Source organism: Kordiimonas sp. SCSIO 12603, assembly GCF_024398035.1.
Taxonomy (GTDB): domain Bacteria; phylum Pseudomonadota; class Alphaproteobacteria; order Sphingomonadales; family Kordiimonadaceae; genus Kordiimonas.
The window spans coordinates 2,031,783-2,046,989 of sequence record NZ_CP073748.1; the positions used below are offsets into that span (position 1 = coordinate 2,031,783).

The window sequence follows — 15,207 nt, forward strand, 5'->3', positions numbered from 1 at the left end:
TTGACTCCAAACAAATTGTGGAAAACAGCAAGATCATAGTAGCCAAGCGGATTTTGATTGCTATAGTCACTGCATGAGTAGTGAACCTAATTTCAGTGAAAACATTGTAGAGGCACCGTTTAGCGATGCCTTGAGCGAGCGCTATCTAGCGTACGCACTCTCCACGATTATGTCTCGTTCATTGCCTGATGTGCGGGATGGCCTGAAACCAGTACACAGACGCTTGCTTTATGCGATGCGCCTTTTGAAGCTGGATCCAAAAACAGGCTACAAAAAATGTGCCCGTGTTGTTGGTGATGTTATCGGTAAATATCACCCGCATGGTGACCAATCTGTTTATGATGCCCTTGTGCGCTTGGCACAGGATTTCTCTGTTCGTTTCCCACTTGTGGACGGGCAGGGGAACTTCGGTAATATCGACGGCGATAACGCGGCGGCTATGCGTTATACAGAAGCCCGTCTCACCGAAGTTGCTGCCAAGCTTATGGAAGGGCTTGAGGAAGATGCGGTAGATTTTCGCCCGACATATGACGGTGAAGACGCAGAGCCTGTTGTTTTCCCTGGTGCATTCCCTAATCTTCTTGCGAATGGTTCCACTGGTATTGCGGTGGGTATGGCAACAAATATTCCGCCCCATAATGTTGGTGAGCTTGTGGATGGTATGCAGCGTCTTATTGAAGCGCGCCGTAATCCAGCCATTGAAATTACCACGCGCGATCTTTTGGATAGCATTCAAGGCCCAGATTTCCCAACGGGTGGGCAGGTTGTTGAGCCCCGCGAAAATATCATTGCAGCTTACGAGCAAGGCAAAGGTAGTTTCCGCCTGAGAGCACGCTGGGAAAAAGAAGAACTGCCACGCGGCCTTTACCAAATTGTTGTTACAGAGATTCCGTATCAGGTTCAAAAATCAAAATTGATTGAGAAAATAGCTGATCTGATTTCTGATAAGAAGCTACCAATCCTTACAGACGTTCGAGATGAATCTGCGGAAGATATTCGTATCGTTCTTGAGCCAAAGAACCGTACGATTGATGAAAATATGCTGATGGAAAGCCTCTTCAAGTTGACTGAGCTTGAGGTGCGTTTTTCTCTCAACTTGAATGTCATCGCACTGGATAACCGTCCGAGAGTGCTATCACTGAAGGAAACACTAGATAGTTTCCTTGAGCATCAGATTGAAGTTCTTCTGCGCCGTAACAGGTTCCGTCTTGAGAAGATTGAGCGCCGCCTTGAAATTCTTTCTGGTTATCTGATCGCCTATCTGAACCTAGATGAAGTGATCCGCATTATCCGTTTTGAGGATGATGCAAAAGGTGGCTTGATGAGCACCTTTAAGCTGACGGAAGTGCAGGCGGAAGCTATCCTTAACATGCGCTTGCGTGCACTTCACAAGCTTGAAGAAGTTGAAATCCGTTCTGAGCATGCGAAGCTTGAAGAAGAACGTGCTGGTATCTTGGCTCTTATTGAATCTTCAGATTTGCAGTGGATTGCTGTGGGTGAAAAGCTCACTGAGGTCAAAGAAAAATTTGGTCAGTCTACCGAGCTTGGTAAGCGGCGCTCTACATTTGGTGAAGCCCCAATTGCTGAGGCCGTACCACTTGAAGCCATGATTGAGAAAGAGCCGATTACGGTTGTTTGCTCGAAGCGTGGCTGGATCAGAGCACTTAAAGGCCATACGAAGCCAGAGGAAGTCTTGAAATATAAGGATGGGGATGAGGAGCAATTCCGTTTCCATGCTTATACCACAGATAAAATCTTCCTCTTCGCTACGAACGGTAAGATATACACCATCGGCGGTGATAAGCTGCCGGGCGGACGCGGTAACGGTGAACCTGTTCGCTTGATGGTGGATATGGACCCGAACGATGAAGTGGTTGCGCTTATTCCTTATGTGCCGGGTGCGAAGATATTTGTAGCTTCCTCTATTGGTAAAGGTTTTGTTCTGGAAGCAGACCAAGCCGTAGCCATGAAGAAGGGTGGTAAGCAAATCCTGAATTTGCCGGGTGATGCTGTTGCAACCCACTGTTTCACTGTAGTGGGTGATAGTGTTGCCGTAATTGGCGATAACCGTAAGCTTCTGGTATTTGGCGTGGATGAAATTCCAACCATGAACCGCGGGCAGGGTGTTGCTCTCCAGCGCTATAAAGATGGCGGTATGTCTGATGTGATGATGTTCCACCGTGAAGAAGGCCTTACATGGCCCATGGGTGGTAGCAGTGATCGCTGGCGTACGGAAACAGAGCTTGCTCCTTGGACAGGTAAGCGAGGCAACGCAGGTAGGCTTCCACCGATGGGTTTCCCGAGGAACAATAAGTTCAGATAAAATAAAGGCCGGAGAATACTCCGGCCTTTTTTATTGGCTCCTACCATATGGGTAAGGAATAAATGTGGGAATTAGCCCTGAGGAGCCATGCAGAATGCATTTAGCTTGTTGCCGTCCAGATCACGGAAATATGCTGCATAGAAGCCCATGGATGGATCTCCGCGGAAGCCTGGCTCGCCTTCACATTTACCGCCTTTAGCGATGGCTTTATTGTAAACAGCGGCAACTTGATCCTGATCCTTGGCAAGAAGAGCAATCATCACGCCGTTGCCGACACTTGCGGCGTTACCGTCAAACGGTTTTGTAATGGAAAAACCAGGTGAACCAGTTGGGTCACCAGAACCCCACACGATGAAACCATCAAATTCCATCGTGCGTTTTGCACCTAGCTCAGCAAGAACTGAATCGTAAAAAGCGGCACTCTTATCGAGATCGTTTGCACCTACTGTCGTATAGCCAATCATTTAAATACTCCCTCATGTATGTAAGTAATGCGCTTACTATAACGGAGTATATGCCAAAAATTGTCAGCAGGCTTCTTTAATCTCTTGAATAGCAATTATTCAGGATTGAATAGGGCTAAGAAACGCCATTTTCTGCAAGGAAGGCTGTAATTTTATCACCTGTTACAAGGCCAGCAGCTCGTGCTTTCTCTTTTCCGTTTTCAAAAAGAATAAGCAATCCTGTACCGTGAAGATTGTGGGCCTGTCTGAAAGCTTCATTTGTATCAAAATCAACACGAATAGCGCGGATTTTTGGTGCTTTCCCTTCCTCAACTAAGCCTTCAAATGCTTTATGCTGCAGGAGGCATGTTGGGCACCATGATGCATAGACTTCAACGAGAAGCGGTTCACCACGTTCTTGAAGCTGTTCAAAGCGTGTTGGTTCATATTCTTCCCAGCCAGCTAGGATAGGGTCATCCGGGCGCAGGTTCATATAAATCAGGTTACCAAACAGCATCACCGCAATAACGCCAGTAACACCTAAACTCGCAATAATTTTCTTCATTGAAATCTTCATACATTTGCACCTAAGGCCTAAGGCTCTTTGGTGCAAATGAAACGTTTGTGAAGAAAGCGCTAAAACAGTTGCTCAGGCAGCCATGTAACGGTTTCAGGGAAAGCTGCAATCAACGCCAAGGCAAGTATCTGGATGATAACAAAGGGTATCACGCCTTTGTAAATCGCTGATGTTGGTACAGTTTCTGGCACCACGCCACGAAGGTAGAACAGCGCAAATCCGAATGGCGGTGTAAGGAAACTGGTTTGAAGATTCATAGCCATCAAAACACCTAGCCAGATAGGACCATATGTACCGTCCATAGCAAGAAGAGCAGGTGCAACCACAGGAACCACAACAAAAGTGATTTCAATGAAATCAAGGAAGAACCCTAATACGAACATCAAAACCATTACCAACAGAATAGCAGTAAATTGCCCACCAGGTAGGTTATGGAGCATACCTTCAATGATATCATCACCACCAAGCCCACGGAACACGAGTGCGAATAGCGATGCTCCAATAAGGATGGCGTAAATCATCGTAGATATACGCACGGTGGATAGCATTACCTCATTCAGGATATTACTTTTATATGTTTTCCATAAAGCACGGGCAAGGCAGATGAAAAACGCTGCTGTTAGAATAATTGCTGCCCAGAATGCAATTACATCACTGGTTGGGACAATTTCTCTCGACTGACGTAGATCAAACTGGCTGGCGATGAAGAGCAGGGAAAGTAGAGCTGCAACCGCAACAAAGACAAACCTTCTTGTACCAGTATCCAAACGTGCAGCGCCTAGTAGGATAGCACCAATAGCCCCTACAGATGCAGCTTCTGTTGGTGTGGCAATGCCTGATAGAATTGAACCTAATACTGCAACAATCAGCACCAGTGGCGGTAGAAGTGCGATAAGAAGTTTGCCGTAAAACGCTTTATCTAGTGCTTCGCCTTCTTCACGAGGGATAGCAGGGCTGCTATCCGGTTTCAGAATAGCGATAACAACCTGATAAAGAATATAGAGACCAACGAGCACAAGGCCGGGCAAAAGCGCACCGGCAAACAGTTCACCTGCACTCATCGGAGTGGGAGAGAACACACCTTTATTCAACTGCGCTTGCTGCCATGCTGAAGAGAGTACGTCCGCTAACAGGATGAGCACAATAGATGGTGGGATAATTTGCCCAAGTGTGCCTGCTGCTGCGATAGAACCTGTAGCTAGCGATGTATCATATCCTCGGCGCATCATGGTAGGCAGTGATAGAAGCCCCATTGTAACAACGGTTGCTCCCACGATACCTGTGGATGCGGCGAGTAGTGCGCCAACAATGGTTACAGAAATACCCAAACCACCCCTGAGCGGGCCAAACAGGCGCCCCATATTTTCAAGTAGGTCTTCCGCAACGTTGGATTTCTCCAGCATTACACCCATGCTTACAAACAGGGGGATAGCAAACAGCAGTTCGTTCCTGATCACATTACTGAACAGGCGGTTGGGCAGGATTTCAAGAAAAGTAAAATCCAGTGTACCTGTAGCCATGCCAATAAGGCCAAACAACAAGCCGGTACCGCCAAGTGTGAAAGCAACAGGAAAGCCTGAAAGAAGAAACCCAACCAGCGTTATAAACATACTGATGGTAAGAATAAGGGACATATCCATTAGCTAGCCCTCATTTGCTTGAAGCTTCTGATCGCATCCGCAATGCCGTGAAGGGTCATGGTAAGGGCAAATAATAAGAGTGTTGTTTTAAGAATATACACAAAAGGCAGACCGCTCGATTCCACACTGGTTTCCAGAATGCGCCAGCTATCAAGCACATAAGGCACGCCGGCAATCCACATGAGTGTAAGGAATGGGAACAAAAGGAATAAGGTGCCGAAGAAGTTCACTTTGGCTTTGCCTTGATCACTGAATTTGCTGAAAAATAGGTCTACACGCACATGCTCGTTTTTAAGAGCTGTATATCCAGCACCGCCAAGGAACATAACGGCGTTTATATACTGCAGGCTTTCCTGTAACTGAATGCTGCCAGATGAGAATACATAAACAAGCAGTACTACTGCGAACTGTACGAGTACTAATAAAAGCGGAAGAACGGCCAACATTTGGCCGCTCTTTTCTAAAATCCCATCAATAAGGGTAACAACACGGTCGAGCATAATGATTATGTATCTAGGAGCCCACGTGCGTGAACGAAGGCTTGTTCCCCAATTTCACCCCACTGCATACCCGATGTACGGGATTCGCTAAAGCTTTTGAATACTTTCTGCGAAAGCTCATCCGTGTTCGCGGCATCTGCAATCACCTCAGCGGATACTTCAGCTAAGCGCTTAAGAATAGTATCGTCAAAACGCTTCAATTCTACACCGTGATCATTAATGAGTGTATTAAGAGCACGGGCGTTATTCGCGTTAAATTCAGCGTGCATCATATCGTTTTCTGCCATAGAGGCGGAGCGAATGATTTCTTGCTCGCGAGGGCTCATATCTTCCCAAAGTTCTTTATTCAGACCCATGCTAAGCGTTGTGCCCGGTTCATGAATACCTGGATAATAGTATTTTTTCACAATGGTATGGAAACCAAAGGCCAGATCGTTCCATGGACCGACCCATTCGGTAGCGTCAATATTGCCCTGGCTAAGTGCTTGAAAGATTTCGCCACCTTGTTTGGTAACAGGAGTGGCGCCAATACGTTTCATTACCTCACCGCCGAGGCCGGGCATACGGATACGCAAGCCTTGGAAATCTTCAATACTATTGATGTCTTTGTTGAACCAGCCACCCATTTGGGTGCTGCTGTTACCAGCTGCAAACGGTTTGATGTTGAAGCCGCCGGAAAGTTCATCCCATAGTTCCTGGCCACCACCAAATTGAATCCAGGCATTCATTTCGTTTGCTGTCATACCCATTGGAACAGCTGCGAAGAAGTTGAAAGCAGGGGATTTGCCTTGCCAGTAATATTCCGCGGCGTGATACATATCAGCCTTGCCCTGGCTTACAGCATCAAAACATTCAAGCGCACCTACAAGTTCACCTGCAGCATATAGTTTAACTTTAATAGCACCATCAGAGAGTGCCTCGATACGTTTTGCCAAACGATCAGCGCCAGTGCCGAGACCGGGGAAGTTCTTAGGCCAGCTGGTTACCATTTTCAGGTTACGTTTTTTGCCAACAATTGCTGGCGCGCCATCTGCTGTTGTGGTTGTTCCGCCATCACAGGCTGCAATAATTGCAGCAGCACCTGCAACACCTGCGCCGCGCAATAATGCTCTGCGACCAAGGTCTGTTGCTTTGCCTTTATTTTCTGTGGCTTCTGAAGCGGCCTTTTTACGCACTGTCTCTTCCCCTTTATCCCTTACTGGCGAATCTGATTCGCTGCCCGATAGTATAAGCAGCAACTATAAGGGAGCAAGCTTTCAGAGCTTATTTTATGGGTTTGTTCTCGGTATTTTGATACCAGCCGTTCGGACCAAGCTTTTCCAAAGGTTGGAAGCGGGCTTTATAGCGCATCTTTTGGCTACCTTCGACCCAATACCCAAGGTAAACGTAAGGCCGTTTAGCCGCTTGAGCGCGATTGATATGATCAAGGATCATATAAGTGCCAAGGCTACGTTTTTCTTCTGAAATGTCGAAGAAACTATAGATCATGGAAAGCCCATCACTGAGTTCGTCAGAAAGAGCCACAGCCATCAAATGCCCATCTATAGCTCTGCGGTATTCGATAAGAACTGTCGTAACCGGGCTGGTTTCCACCATATCTTTGAATTCCATGAAGGACATACCCGCCATGGTGCCATCTTGGTGGCGTGTATTCAAATACTGTTGCAGCAGAGCAAATTGTTCTTCTGTAACGAGAGGTGGCCTGATTTCACTGATTAGGTCACTATTGGTCTTAACAAGCCGTTTTTGCGATTTACGGATTTCAAACTCATCCGTGCGAACTCTTACTGAAATACATTCCGAACAAGCTTCGCAGGCAGGGCGATAAACAACTGATTGGCTACGCCGGAAACCAACTTTCCCAAGTGCTTCAGAAAGAGCAGGAGCATCAGGTCCTCTAAGTTCAGTGAAAACCTTCCGTTCAACTTTGCCTTCCAAATACGGGCAGGGTGACGGTGCCGTCACGTAGAATTTTGGAAATTGCAAGCCCTGATCGGTCATTGATGGTCCGTTTGATCTTAATTATAGGAGACCATAATACCACGGAACGAAAATAGTGAAAGTAGCCCACATAACAAAAATTAAGGGTGTCCCTACTTTCACGAAATCAATGAAACGGTAATGACCCGGTGCCATAACCAATAGATTGGTTTGATAGCTCATCGGTGTAGCGAAACTACAGTTAGCGCCGAAGATAACCGCGAGCAAGAACGGCATCGCGTCTAATTGAAGCTCTGCGGCCAGTGAAACTGCGATTGGTGTGAATAGAACGGCTGTCGCATTGTTGGATAGAACGTTTGTTAAAATCGCCACCAGCATAAAGAAACCGGACAGGAGTACCCATACGGGCGCAGCTGACATAGCTTCAATTGTGGTGTGGGCAAGCCAGCTAGCACCACCAGTTCCTTGCATAGCTGTGCCGAGCGCGAGCGCCGCACCAACAATTGTGAACACTCTGCGGTCAATAGCCCGGCCAGCTTGGCGCACATTAATACAGCGAGTAGCAAGCATAAGTGTTGCACCAAGAAGAGCCGAGATAACGATTGGCAGAATTTCAAATGCTGCTGTGAATACGATACCTGCAAAAATCATGAGAGCTCGTACAGTATATTCCTTCATGGGAATATCTGTTGCTGAGGATTCCATCAGCATCACATCACGGTTTTCTCTGAGCGCTAAAACGTTGTTACGCTTACCCATAACAAGTAGTACATCGCCAGCTTCAAGTCTAAGCTGGGAGATAGCAGCCCGGATCATACGGCTCCGGCGCTGAACACCAAGTACATTACAGCCTGTTTCAGAGCGAAAACCTGTTTGTGCGATAGTGCGGCCATCCATGCGTGAGGCTGGCGCTATAATCGCTTCAGCAATAACTCTGCGGCTACCTTTTTGTTCTTCTGTGTCTTCGCCTTCTGCGCTGGTTACGGCATCTGGTGTGGCGTTAAGGATTTCAGTCATTACGCTGCGAGTAGCGGCTACCAGAACAATATCACCATTCTGAAGGGTAATGTCATCGTATGGGGGCAGGAGTTTGTCTGGCCCGCGTTGGATCATGCGAACTGTTACATCCTTAAGCCCTGGGAACATGCCTGCAATCGCCCTTTGGCCAACAAGGCCGTTGTCGTCATTCAATTCTAACTGGAACAGGAATTGTTTACCGCTCCGATTTGCCAGCTGCCCTGCCATATTTTCACGGGAAGTGAGCAGTTTGGGTGCGATAAGTACTACATATACAAGACCAACCATGGCCATGACTGCACCGGGGATGGTGAAGTCAAAGAAACTGATAGTGCCGCCGCCAGCACTTTCAAAGGCACCTGCTGCGAGAAGGTTTGTACTGGAGCCAATTTTGGTCATGTTCCCGCCGAGGATAGCTGCAAAGCTAAGCGGCATCATGACCATAGCAGAACGCTTGCCTAGTTTTTCAGCGAGAGCCGCCAAAATAGGGATGAAAATCACGACAACTGGCGTGTTGTTCATAATGGCTGAAATCAACATTACCACAATCAAGCAGGCAATGATAACAAGGCGAGGTGTGCTTTTCCCTACATTGATAAGGAAACGAGCCGGCCCGTTTAAGGCACCTGTTTGCACTAGTCCTTGCCCCACAACAAGTAGTGCCATGATGGTAATAAGAGCGGGATCAGCAAAACCCATAAGCAAATCTTTGCTGGAGATTATCCGCTTGCCGCTATCATCAAGAATAGGGGCTACTTCAAACATAAGAAGTAGTGCGCCAACGGTTGCTATACTGGAAATCTCAAGTGGGATTTTGTCATACGCATAGGCACAGATAGCACCTGCAACGATCATGAATGTAAGCCACATTTGAATTGTTGGTTCAACCAGTTCCATAAGCAGCTTTACAAAGCCCCCTGTAATAATTCAGCCAAAGAATGGCTCTCCCTTGGCTGTAATTGTTACAGTCGAAAAGGGGGTACCACAAGCTGGAATCATGCAAATGGTGAAAATTACCTGTTAATAACTGCCACTTAAGCTTGGAGGAACAACAGGTGCTTCGCGAAGAACAAGTACTGTAATTCTGCGATTTTCTGTTTTTGTAGGTTGATCAGGATATAGAGGATCTGTACCTGCTTTGCCGATGACTTCAAAAATACGGTCTTCGGTAACACCAGAAGCATCTAAAACACGGCGTGCTGAATTTGCACGGTCAGCACTCAGTTCCCAATTAGTTGCACCGTCTGACCCTTGGTACCGGCCGCCATCTGTGTGGCCTTGAACCGTCAACCGATTTGGCAAATTCTGTACAGATTTACCAATTTCCATAATTAGTACGCGAGCATATTCATAAAGATCATCGGAGCCTGGGCGGAACATTGCACGCTGATCTTTATCGATTAGCTGAATTTTAAGGCCGTCTTCAGTGATTTCCATAATCAACTGATCTTGCATTTCAGATAGGGTAGGGGACTGTTGTATAGCAAGGCGAAGTTGTTCCTGCGCTTGCTCAAAAGACATATCTTCACGCTCTTTGATACGTTCAGCCAGTTCTTCTATCCGTTCCTGTTCAGCTTGTTCAGCTGTCTTTCCATCTTGCCCCTGATCACGGTTTTCGTCTGTCGGTCCGCTTTGTGGTGGGCCTGGTATACTTATCGCCACGATTGGGGACGGGTTACTGCCTCGTGCGTCTTCAGAAGGCGGGTTGATCTGATCCGTTCCAGAGCTACCAACAACAGCTGCTGTTGTTGGAGAGAAATAATCAGCAAGACCTGCAAGAGTTTCTGGCGGAGCGACATTAAGTAGCCATAGAAGCATGAAGAAGGCCATCATTGCGGTGGTGAAGTCAGCGTAAGCCACTTTCCACGCACCACCATAGGAGGCATCACCTTCGATAATGATGATGTCATCAGCACTCAGTTGTTTTTCATCAATATCGGCCACGCGCCAATCTCCGAAACTCTTGTTCTGAAAGTAATGGAACAATAGTCCTTAAAATATTGTAAATTCAAGCCTTATAATCAATCTGCGGGTTTGAGTGTAAGCACATCCCTAGAGCTTTCCGGCACTCTTTTTCCTGCTTGTTCTTTAAAGCTACTTGTCGGAATTTCAAAATATTCCACATCCCGCCAGAGAGGGAATAAATCCCGGTAATGGTTGGAAAATGGATTGCCCGACTGACCTGTTGGCTGCACAAAAAGGCTTTTGTCTGGCGCGCTCATGTCAAAAATGCCTCGGTAACTTGCGCCGAAACTTGATTGGTTCAAGCTCGCGGGATTGTTACTGATACCTGATACATTCACTGTGTAACGACCGCCTCCAATCGGTGAAGCAACTTCAAACATATTTCGTAATTGCGGTACATTGCTAAGCGGGCGGTGGGTTTGGTGCAATACATGCTCTTTACCCCATGTCCAGTTTGTTGGGTCTATGCCGTGGCGCTCGCTTAACTCTTTTATCGTTGTTTCCATTGCTCGGTTTGTCATCGCCTCACAAGTTTCAGTTATATCGACTGTATTAATATCGTCGCACCAAGCAAGGGAGACATCTCGGCTAGACACTGGGATATCGAAATATGCAGGGTTTAAATCTGATGCTGTTTTACCTGAACCCCAGAAGAGAGAGCTTTTTACGAGAACGGGGCGCTGTGCAGAATATGGGGCATACAGTTCAGCCAGGTCGTCTGCCATCAATAGTCTTTGATAGTTGCGGAACCAGCTTTCGAAAATCAGCGGGCCGGCCTCAGATGTCAACATATTGCCGTCCCATTCAGCTAGAATGCTCTTAGCGCTACTTTCATCATCAAGGAGTGCTAGCAAGTGCGGTAATATATCACGTGCCATATCTGATACGATATCACTGTGGAGCCTCTTGAAAGAGGTAGCATCATGTTGGTCAGTTTGAGATAGCTGATCTCTGATCCGGTTACCTCGATAAGGCAAAGACCAATCCCGTGTGATGAAATATGGATAATCCTTATCCACGATTTTTTCATTCGCGGTGGCGATCACACCGTCTTCAGGATTGAACCTTGTAGGCAGTTCATCGAACGGCAAGTAGCCTTGCCAGTCATAAATAGGGTCCCAGCCCGGTGAAGGCAGGCGGCCATTAATTTTATTTTCGGGGTGGCGAACAGGAACAAGCGCGGGCGCATAATACCCAATATTACCTTCAATATCTGCGTAGATCATATTCTGTTCAGGGCCGAAATAATATTTCCCGGCAGCTTTAAACTCTTCAAAGTTTTCGGCGGCAGAAAGCTTTTCAAGTGCAACAACTGCCGTATCTGTTTCCTGAAGGGCTGTCCATTGAAGGGCAAGTACATAATCACCATCAATGAAATCTTTGTCGTCAGGTCGAATATCAGAAATAACCGGACCGTGGCGTGTTTCTCGCACATCAAGAATAACGTCTTCTGCGCCTTTTACCTTGATGATTTCCTGCCTCTTCACGAATTCTGCGGGACCTGTTGGTGTAAGGTAATTGCCATTCTCAAGCAGTTTTTCAATAAACAGATCCTGGCTATCAGGGTAGGTGTTGGTGAAACCCCAAGAAATGGTATCATTGCGGCCCAGCACTACATAAGGAGAGCCCGGAAAGCCAACTCCAACAACATTTTTACCTGTTGCCGTGTTATGTGTGCGCATCAGATACCAAATAGACGGTGTGGTTAGACCGAGGTGCGGGTCGTTCGCTAGAAGTGGTTTGCCAGATTTGGTTTTACTGCCGTCTACAACCCAGTTGTTGGAGCCGTAACCTGCAGGCTTCTCAGCACCAATTACTTCAGCAATACCGAAGTGGCTTGCATCTGCAATTGCTTGTGTGATTTGGGGCAGAGGAAGCTCTTCCGGATCTCCAGGGTATGTTGGATAGATAGACAAAACCTGTTCAGGGCTTAGCTTAGTAAGCATGCGAGCTCGGGCGATTTCATGGCGCATATTACCTGAAAGATCGAGCCACATCAGTTTTTGCCAGATAATTGAATCGATAGGATGCCATGGCTCTGGTGTTACACCTGTAAGCAGAAATTCAGGAGGAAGGGCGCCGCTGTGTTGTTTTAGAAATGCGTTTACACCTGCGGAATAAGCCTCGAGGCGTTTCTTAGTATCGGCAGGAAGCGCTTCCCAAGCCGATGTAGCCCTTTCTGTAAAGCCGAGTGTGCGGAAGAATTTATCAAGAGGGAGAGCTTCTTTACCAAGAATTTCAGCAACGCGGCCATGCGCTATTCTGCGGTTCATTTCCATTTGCCACAAACGGTCCTGAGCATGAACAAAACCAACGGCAAAATTTATATCGTCGATAGATGATCCTAGAATATGAGGGACACCATGTTCATCTCTCGCAATCGTGACATCTTCTGAAATACCTGCAATGCGGATAGTGCCGTTAGTTTGCGGCAGGCTGCTTGTTAGCCATACATAGCCAAAAAGGCCTGCGGCGATCAGTAAGCCAATAATTGTAATTAGAATAAACTTTAACTTGCTCATGTTTCCTCCCCCGAACCATGAATAGAATGCTGGACAGCTAAAAGAACTGCCCCTATGCACAAAAGTAGATTTATCGCAGTTAAAGTGAATTAGACTGAAGAGTCTAGTCATCAAGGGGAATTAGTATGGCAAAAGTTGCATTTCTTGGACTTGGAGTGATGGGATATCCGATGGCTGGGCATTTGGCGGCGGCCGGGAATGATGTAACTGTTTATAATAGAACCGCATCTAAAGCTGAAGCCTGGGTTGAGGAATATTCCGATAAATGCACTGGGGAACTTTATGCTGCTCCAACACCAGCAGGGGCTGCCGCGGATGCTGATTTTGTTTTTGCCTGCGTAGGTGCCGACAAAGATGTTGAGCATATCTGTGTGGGTGAGGAAGGCGCTTTTGCTGCAATGAAAAAAGGCGCCGTGTTCATTGACCATACTACAGCTTCAGCAGCTTGTGCACGTGAGATGGCGGATAAGGCCAATGAATACGGCCTGTCGTTTGTAGATGGCCCTGTTTCTGGTGGTGAAGCTGGCGCGGTTAACGGCGTACTTACTGTTATGTGCGGTGGTGATCGGGCAGCCTTTGATGCCGCGGAGCCTATAATGCAGGCTTATGCAAAATCTATTAAACTATTGGGTGAAGCTGGTGCTGGCCAGCTTACCAAGATGGCCAACCAGATTTGTATTGCAGGTACGGTACAAGGCCTCGCAGAGGCACTTCATTTCTCCATGGAAGCCGGTCTTGATGCCAAGGGGGTAGTGGAAGTTATCAGCAAAGGTGCTGCGCAGAGTTGGCAGATGGATAACCGCGCCAACACGATGATTGACGGCGAATTTGATTTTGGCTTTGCAGTTGATTGGATGCGTAAAGACCTTTCTATTGTACTGGATGAAGCGCGCCGCTCAGGGCTTTCATTGCCGTTAACGGCGCTTGTTGACCAGTTTTATGCAGATGTCCAAAAGATGGGTGGGAATAGAAACGATACATCCAGTCTTATCCGCCGTTTCCGCGATTAGGTAAAACGTGATTTGAAACTCGTCATACCCCCAGCTAAATACACTTAGCATTTGCTGGGGGTTTTTATGTTTTGGCAATTCGTATTTGAAAAGAAGACAGTGAAGCGCGCTTTGAAAGTAGCGCTTGTTGTCGGTACCATTCTCGTAACCATTAATCAGTGGCAAGCCCTTACGGGTGATGTTCCGCTTGATATTATCAAGGTTATCTTAACCTATATCGTGCCTTATTGTGTCTCCAGCTATTCAACTGCAACTGCTCTGCAGGAACAGCAAAACTCATCCGAGGAATAAAGAATAGTGGCACGAGGGGGCCGAGTTATGACAGAGACAAATCAAAACCTGAAAAATGCAGCAGAAACCGTGGGGGTTATCAAGGCTAATGCAGAGGCTGTAAATGCGGCATCTAAAGCCCGAGTTACGTTTATTGAAGAATTGGTATCCCAATCAGAGCGCATAACTGCAAGTGTTGCAGGTATTGAAGGTAATGCTAGAGAAAATTATGACGTTCTTGAGGGCACATCCAGTGAAGTTCGTAATATCGTCAATGATGTGCAGTTGGTTATAAATGCTCTTAAATCCAGTTTAGATAATGCCCAACGAATGGCATCGGCTCTCCAAGCCTTTGAGCAGCGGTTTGAGCGGGTAGGGTTAATTTCCGATGAAATTACAGCCATTGCCAAGCAAACGAATATGCTAGCTCTAAACGCGATGATTGAAGCAAAACGGGCAGGTGAAATGGGGTTGGGCTTCGCGGTCGTTGCCCAAGAGGTTAGGGACCTCGCCAGCAGTACAAGCCAATCTGCCAATGAAATTAGCGAGCTATCAAATGAGCTTACAGGTGGCATTGACGCGATGGTAGCAGATTGCAGCAGTTTGCAAACCAGTATGTCTGATAGCGTTGCGACGGGAGATAATAACCTCTCACAAATTGCTATGATTGGTGAATGTATTGATCGTGCAGTAAGCCAGTCTTCCCAAACCGCAGAAGAAGCATCCAGCCAGAGTAATGAATTTGCTTCACTGATAGGGCATCTAAGTCAGCTTAAAGCAGATACTGAGGCTGCAATCGCGGGGTCTTCAAAAAACATAGAACTGGCAACCAATGTTTTGAACTTAATACAGCAGGGTAAAGCCTCTTAACCGTTTAACGAGTGCTTTGATCCAGTTTTTAGCGCTTTTATGGGTTTTGCTGTTCACGTACTTATTAGTATATTTGTTACCTGTATAGATAGCAATGTGAAGAGACGTTTTGTCTTTCGTTGACTATAT

The 15,207-nt window shown here is 46.8% G+C and carries 13 protein-coding genes; 4 read left to right on the forward strand and 9 right to left on the reverse strand.

The genetic code is table 11. The features are described 5' to 3' along the window. Nucleotides 1-73: 73 nt before the first annotated feature. A complete protein-coding gene (gene parC / locus KFE96_RS09330) occupies nt 74-2,323 on the forward strand; it encodes a DNA topoisomerase IV subunit A (RefSeq protein ID WP_255832353.1) in 2,250 nt (749 codons plus the stop codon). A 71-nt stretch (nt 2,324-2,394) separates the two neighbouring features. Here parC and KFE96_RS09335 read toward each other — a convergent pair whose 3' ends face one another. From KFE96_RS09335 to KFE96_RS09375, 9 genes are all read right to left on the reverse strand, one after another. Further along, entirely contained in the window at nt 2,395-2,787 is a 393-nt protein-coding gene (locus tag KFE96_RS09335; protein ID WP_255832354.1) for a VOC family protein, read from the reverse strand. Nucleotides 2,788-2,902: 115 nt separating this feature from the next. Then, entirely contained in the window at nt 2,903-3,331 is a 429-nt protein-coding gene (locus KFE96_RS09340; RefSeq protein ID WP_255832355.1) for a thioredoxin family protein, read from the reverse strand. A 71-nt stretch (nt 3,332-3,402) separates the two neighbouring features. Further along, on the reverse strand, nt 3,403-4,983 hold the full coding sequence (locus tag KFE96_RS09345; RefSeq protein WP_255832356.1) for a TRAP transporter large permease subunit: 1,581 nt from the start codon (nt 4,981-4,983) through the stop codon (nt 3,403-3,405). Continuing rightward, the gene (locus KFE96_RS09350) at nt 4,983-5,429 is read right to left on the reverse strand and encodes a TRAP transporter small permease subunit (RefSeq protein ID WP_255832357.1); all 447 of its coding nucleotides are present in this window, start codon (nt 5,427-5,429) and stop codon (nt 4,983-4,985) included. The genes KFE96_RS09345 and KFE96_RS09350 overlap by 1 nt, the downstream gene beginning before the upstream one ends. A gap of 59 nt (nt 5,430-5,488) precedes the next feature. Then, a complete protein-coding gene (locus tag KFE96_RS09355; protein ID WP_255832358.1) occupies nt 5,489-6,658 on the reverse strand; it encodes a TRAP transporter substrate-binding protein in 1,170 nt (389 codons plus the stop codon). A gap of 88 nt (nt 6,659-6,746) precedes the next feature. Beyond that, complete coding sequence (locus tag KFE96_RS09360; protein ID WP_255832359.1) at nt 6,747-7,484, reverse strand: arginyltransferase; 738 nt, start codon at nt 7,482-7,484, stop codon at nt 6,747-6,749. 21 nt (nt 7,485-7,505) lie between these two features. Further along, complete coding sequence (locus KFE96_RS09365; RefSeq protein ID WP_255832360.1) at nt 7,506-9,338, reverse strand: SLC13 family permease; 1,833 nt, start codon at nt 9,336-9,338, stop codon at nt 7,506-7,508. A gap of 123 nt (nt 9,339-9,461) precedes the next feature. Then, complete coding sequence (locus KFE96_RS09370; RefSeq protein WP_255832361.1) at nt 9,462-10,385, reverse strand: flagellar motor protein MotB; 924 nt, start codon at nt 10,383-10,385, stop codon at nt 9,462-9,464. Between the two features lie 77 nt (nt 10,386-10,462). After that, complete coding sequence (locus tag KFE96_RS09375) at nt 10,463-12,928, reverse strand: penicillin acylase family protein (protein ID WP_255832362.1); 2,466 nt, start codon at nt 12,926-12,928, stop codon at nt 10,463-10,465. 125 nt (nt 12,929-13,053) lie between these two features. Here KFE96_RS09375 and KFE96_RS09380 point away from each other — a divergent pair, with 125 nt between their 5' ends. The 3 genes from KFE96_RS09380 (at nt 13,054) to KFE96_RS09390 (ending at nt 15,078) form a co-directional block, all read left to right on the forward strand. Beyond that, a complete protein-coding gene (locus KFE96_RS09380) occupies nt 13,054-13,938 on the forward strand; it encodes an NAD(P)-dependent oxidoreductase (RefSeq protein WP_255832363.1) in 885 nt (294 codons plus the stop codon). A 66-nt stretch (nt 13,939-14,004) separates the two neighbouring features. Further along, nucleotides 14,005-14,229 carry a nitrate/nitrite transporter NrtS gene (nrtS, locus tag KFE96_RS09385; protein ID WP_255832364.1) on the forward strand — a complete coding sequence of 75 codons (225 nt, stop codon included), beginning with the start codon at nt 14,005-14,007 and terminating at the stop codon, nt 14,227-14,229. 27 nt (nt 14,230-14,256) lie between these two features. Beyond that, nucleotides 14,257-15,078 (forward strand): methyl-accepting chemotaxis protein, encoded by an 822-nt coding sequence (locus KFE96_RS09390; protein ID WP_255832365.1) that lies wholly within the window; start codon nt 14,257-14,259, stop codon nt 15,076-15,078. Nucleotides 15,079-15,207: the final 129 nt, after the last annotated feature.

What these genes read in the sequence shown, in the direction of transcription:
- parC (WP_255832353.1), top strand. Translation starts at nt 74, where the DNA reads ATGAGTAGTGAACCTAATTTCAGTGAAAACATTGTAGAGGCACCGTTT.
- KFE96_RS09335 (WP_255832354.1), bottom strand. Translation starts at nt 2,787, where the DNA reads ATGATTGGCTATACGACAGTAGGTGCAAACGATCTCGATAAGAGTGCC.
- KFE96_RS09340 (WP_255832355.1), bottom strand. Translation starts at nt 3,331, where the DNA reads ATGAAGAAAATTATTGCGAGTTTAGGTGTTACTGGCGTTATTGCGGTG.
- KFE96_RS09345 (WP_255832356.1), bottom strand. Translation starts at nt 4,983, where the DNA reads ATGGATATGTCCCTTATTCTTACCATCAGTATGTTTATAACGCTGGTT.
- KFE96_RS09350 (WP_255832357.1), bottom strand. Translation starts at nt 5,429, where the DNA reads ATGTTGGCCGTTCTTCCGCTTTTATTAGTACTCGTACAGTTCGCAGTA.
- KFE96_RS09360 (WP_255832359.1), bottom strand. Translation starts at nt 7,484, where the DNA reads ATGACCGATCAGGGCTTGCAATTTCCAAAATTCTACGTGACGGCACCG.
- KFE96_RS09365 (WP_255832360.1), bottom strand. Translation starts at nt 9,338, where the DNA reads ATGGAACTGGTTGAACCAACAATTCAAATGTGGCTTACATTCATGATC.
- KFE96_RS09375 (WP_255832362.1), bottom strand. Translation starts at nt 12,928, where the DNA reads ATGAGCAAGTTAAAGTTTATTCTAATTACAATTATTGGCTTACTGATC.
- KFE96_RS09380 (WP_255832363.1), top strand. Translation starts at nt 13,054, where the DNA reads ATGGCAAAAGTTGCATTTCTTGGACTTGGAGTGATGGGATATCCGATG.
- nrtS (WP_255832364.1), top strand. Translation starts at nt 14,005, where the DNA reads ATGTTTTGGCAATTCGTATTTGAAAAGAAGACAGTGAAGCGCGCTTTG.
- KFE96_RS09390 (WP_255832365.1), top strand. Translation starts at nt 14,257, where the DNA reads ATGACAGAGACAAATCAAAACCTGAAAAATGCAGCAGAAACCGTGGGG.